The sequence below is a fragment of the Pseudarthrobacter sp. CC4 genome (assembly GCF_048957775.1).
GTDB lineage: Bacteria > Actinomycetota > Actinomycetes > Actinomycetales > Micrococcaceae > Arthrobacter.
In genome coordinates this window covers 1-3,450 of sequence record NZ_JARCCZ010000060.1, presented here as the reverse complement: position 1 = coordinate 3,450, position 3,450 = coordinate 1, and the positions used below count along the sequence as shown (strand labels likewise).

The following is a 3,450-nucleotide window of genomic DNA, read 5'->3' as shown; positions in this document are numbered from 1 at the left end:
CGGCCACTGCCTTCACCGCCGCCAACTTCGCTTCCGACCGCGCCACCCCACCCAGGACATCCAACGCCGCATCAGCAACCCGCTGCAACGGATCATCAACGCCCCCGCCACGGCCACCGGAAACGGCAGGCCCGCCCGCGGCAAGGCCTCCGCCAGCCAGCGCAGCCATAAACGCAGCAACAGAAGCGTCAACCGCTTCCTCCCCCTGCACCACCGCCGCGTTCGATTCCATACCCCCATCATCGCGAGGGGGTCCGACATTATTAGGCCCTACGCCCACCGCTGCGAAAAAGTTTTTGAATCTTCTTGGGCCACCTCTGCCCGGACCATAACGGGCCAGGCGTGATCGGCCCCGTTTTGGGGATGGGCGCCTCGCTCCGGTACCCTATTGAGGTTGGTGACGTGTCCGAGCGGCCGAAGGTGCAACACTCGAAATGTTGTTTGGTGTAAAAGCCAACGTGGGTTCAAATCCCACCGTCACCGCCAAGTAGCAGGGCCCCGCTTCTCTTTGTGAAAGAGAAGCGGGGCCCTTTTGGTTTGTGGATCAGTTCCCGCTCCGGCGTCCTGCGTCGGGTACCCGGCACGGGGTTGGAGCCCGGTGAAGCAAATACATTGGAAAAGAAACCGAAAAGCACCCGCCGAATTGGGATTTCCTCACAAATTTTCCGTGTTCAGCGGTGGATACGATGGGCTGACCGGACAGAGCCGTCCGGCCAGATCGACCAGAAGGAACCCATGACTGCGGTGACGGTGGACGATATCCTCTCGGATCTCCCCTTGGGCTTTGGAAGCCTCATCCTCCGGCCAGCGGACGGCTCCGCCGTGGAACGTTTCCTGATCATGGACGCCGAGGATGAAAAGCTCGACGGCGACAGAGCGTTTGTCCTGCTGATTGGAGTCCGCGGACGGTCGGCTTTGCCCGCATTGCGCCGGCTGCTGCGGAACCCGCCGCCGGTGGTGGCCGTCAAGGGAGGCCGGCAGGAGCTGTCCGAAGCCGAAGAGTTGCTGCGCGACGCCGGTACCGGCCTGCTCCTGGTGGACCCCGCGGCCGACTGGGACCGCCTGCTGTCTATCGCGAAAGACAGGATCCAGCCGCCCAGCTATCAGAGCGAAGTCCTGACGCTGCTGGAAGAAGACCTGTTCGCGATCGCCCAGACCACTGCCCGGCTCACCTCCAGCCACGTGGTGATCGAGGACGCGGCCAACAAGGTTCTGGCGTATTCCACCGTTTCCAACGACATCGACGAGCTGCGCAAAGCCTCCATCCTGGCCAGGCGCGGGCCACGGAAATACGAGCTGCTGCTCAAGGACCTTGGAGCCTACCGTGAACTCCATGGCACCCGGTTCCCCGTGCGTGTACCTGCGAGGCCCCAGGACGGACTGCGCGAACGCGTAGCCATCACCCTTTTCGCCGGTAACAGGATCATGGGCTACATCTGGCTCCAGGAGACCGGCGACGGCTTCGGCCCGGACGTTGACCAGGTGTTGCAGGGTTCCGCTGCCCGTACCTCGGCTGAGCTGATCCGTTACCGCAACCAGCAATCCGTGCACATGCGGGAAGACCGCATTGCCCGGATCCTTTCAGGCCCCGCGGAGGCAGCAGCCAGCGCGCACAGCGAAAAGATCTCCGCTGACCGCCCGGCCGCGCTGATCCTGATCGGGATCTCCGATGTGGAAGCCGATGACGCCGCACTAAAGCACGGCGAGCTTGCCAACCTGGCTTCGATCCACGCCGCTGCCTACAAAGCTTCGGCAATCGTGGGGCAGTTCAAAGGCGACACCGCAGTGATTGTCCCCGGCCTGCAGTCTGCAGCGGCGGAACCGGGACTCCGGGGCCTTGCAGAGTCCATCGTCCGGGATGCACGCAAGCACCTTGGCATCACCCCGTTTGCGGCCGTAGGCCCGGTGGCCCCGGACCTGCTCTCCATCCACTCGGTCACCCGGATGGCAGAAGCACTGTTGAGCTGCGTGGGAAGGTCCACAACGTCGTCAGTGGCCACCGTGGACGATTTTGAGGGAGAGATCCTTTTCCGCGAAGCAGTACAGAATTTCGCGTCTTCGGCTTTCCGCCACCGCAGCCTCTCGGCCCTCCTGTCTGAGGACGTGGAATTGGCCGAAACGCTGCGGGTGTACTTCGAAGCTTCGCTTGATGTTGCCGCATGCGCCCAGCGGATGAAGCTGCACAAAAACACCGTCTACTACCGCATCAGCAAGGTATCCAAAGTGACGGGACTGGACTTCGGCAACCCCCGGGACTCGCTGGTTGCCCTGCTGCACATCCAGGAATGGGCTGAAACATCCAATCGAAAAGCTGGCCGGAAATGACCGTAGCGATTGCGGCACCACCGCTCGGCCCCCTCCTCCACGACCTCGTGCGGAACCACCGGCCGCGGCGGGAGACAGGGTCTGTCCCGGCGAACATCCCGTTCCTTGCGGACGTTCCCTTCAACAAGTTCGGCATAGCCGTTGCCACCACCTCCGGCCAGGTCTTCAGCTCCGGCGACGCGGATGTCCCCTTCTCGATCCAGAGCATCTCCAAGGTGTTCACGCTGGCCATGGCCCTGCAGGGCGACACCACCGGAAGGCTGTGGTCGCGGGTCCTGCGTGAACCATCAGGGACCCCGTTCAACTCGCTGGTCCAACTGGAGGCGGAACACGGGATCCCGCGGAACCCCTTCATCAACGCCGGCGCCCTGGTGGTCACGGACCACCTGATGGAAGGAACATACGACGCCGCCGCTTGGGTATTGCGGTTCCTCACCGCACAAGCGGGCGTCAGCGGGCCGTACATCGATGAAGCGGCGGCCGCCAGTGAGCTTTCGGGCAGCAGCCGCAACCTGGCGCTGGCGCATTTCCTGAAGGACTTCGGCAACCTGAAGCGACCGGCGGAAGCAGTGGTGGAGAACTACGTGCGCCACTGCTCCATCATGATGACCTGCGTTGAACTCGCCAAGGCAGGGCTTTTCCTGGCCGGGGAAGGCCGGGGAACGGCGGGACCCGTCCTGTCCCCGAGCGATGCCAAACGCGTTGGCTCCATCATGCTGACCTGCGGCATGTACGACGCTGCCGGAGAGTTCGCGTACCGCGTGGGCCTTCCTGGCAAAAGCGGTGTGGGTGGCGGCATTTTGGTCATCGTTCCCGGCGAGTGCTCCATCTGTGTGTGGAGTCCCCGGCTCGACGGCAAAGGCAATTCCCTTGCCGGCACTGCCGCCCTCGCCGACCTTTCCGACCGCACCGGCTGGTCAGTTTTCTGATCTGCATTCCCCTGCCTGCCATGTGAAGGTATCTCCCCACAACTTTTCCCCACCCAGTCAGATCTTCCCCGGATCGAAAGGATCAACCATGCCCCACAACCCCAACGACGAGGTTGCAGCAGACCACATCATTGACGGCGGGCACGCCCATGCCTCCGAGACCGCCCTGCATGCCGAGGACAAGGGCTACCACAAG

At 63.2% G+C, this 3,450-nt stretch carries 2 protein-coding genes, 1 tRNA gene and 1 pseudogene; 3 read left to right on the top strand and 1 reads right to left on the bottom strand.

All coding sequences use genetic code 11. From position 1 onward, the window contains the following. Positions 1 to 232 (bottom strand): annotated as a pseudogene (locus PV768_RS21705) (endonuclease); the annotation flags it as partial. A gap of 164 nt (positions 233 to 396) precedes the next feature. Between PV768_RS21705 and PV768_RS21700 the strand changes: the two are divergent. The 3 genes from PV768_RS21700 to PV768_RS21690 all read left to right on the top strand — a co-directional run bounded on the left by PV768_RS21700 (position 397) and on the right by PV768_RS21690 (position 3,254). Beyond that, positions 397 to 486 (top strand) — tRNA-Ser (locus PV768_RS21700). A 249-nt stretch (positions 487 to 735) separates the two neighbouring features. Further along, entirely contained in the window at positions 736 to 2,325 is a 1,590-nt protein-coding gene (locus tag PV768_RS21695; RefSeq protein ID WP_421094190.1) for a PucR family transcriptional regulator, read from the top strand. Continuing rightward, positions 2,322 to 3,254 (top strand): glutaminase, encoded by a 933-nt coding sequence (locus tag PV768_RS21690; RefSeq protein WP_157239190.1) that lies wholly within the window; start codon positions 2,322 to 2,324, stop codon positions 3,252 to 3,254. Before PV768_RS21695 ends, PV768_RS21690 begins: the two co-directional genes overlap by 4 nt. Positions 3,255 to 3,450: the final 196 nt, after the last annotated feature.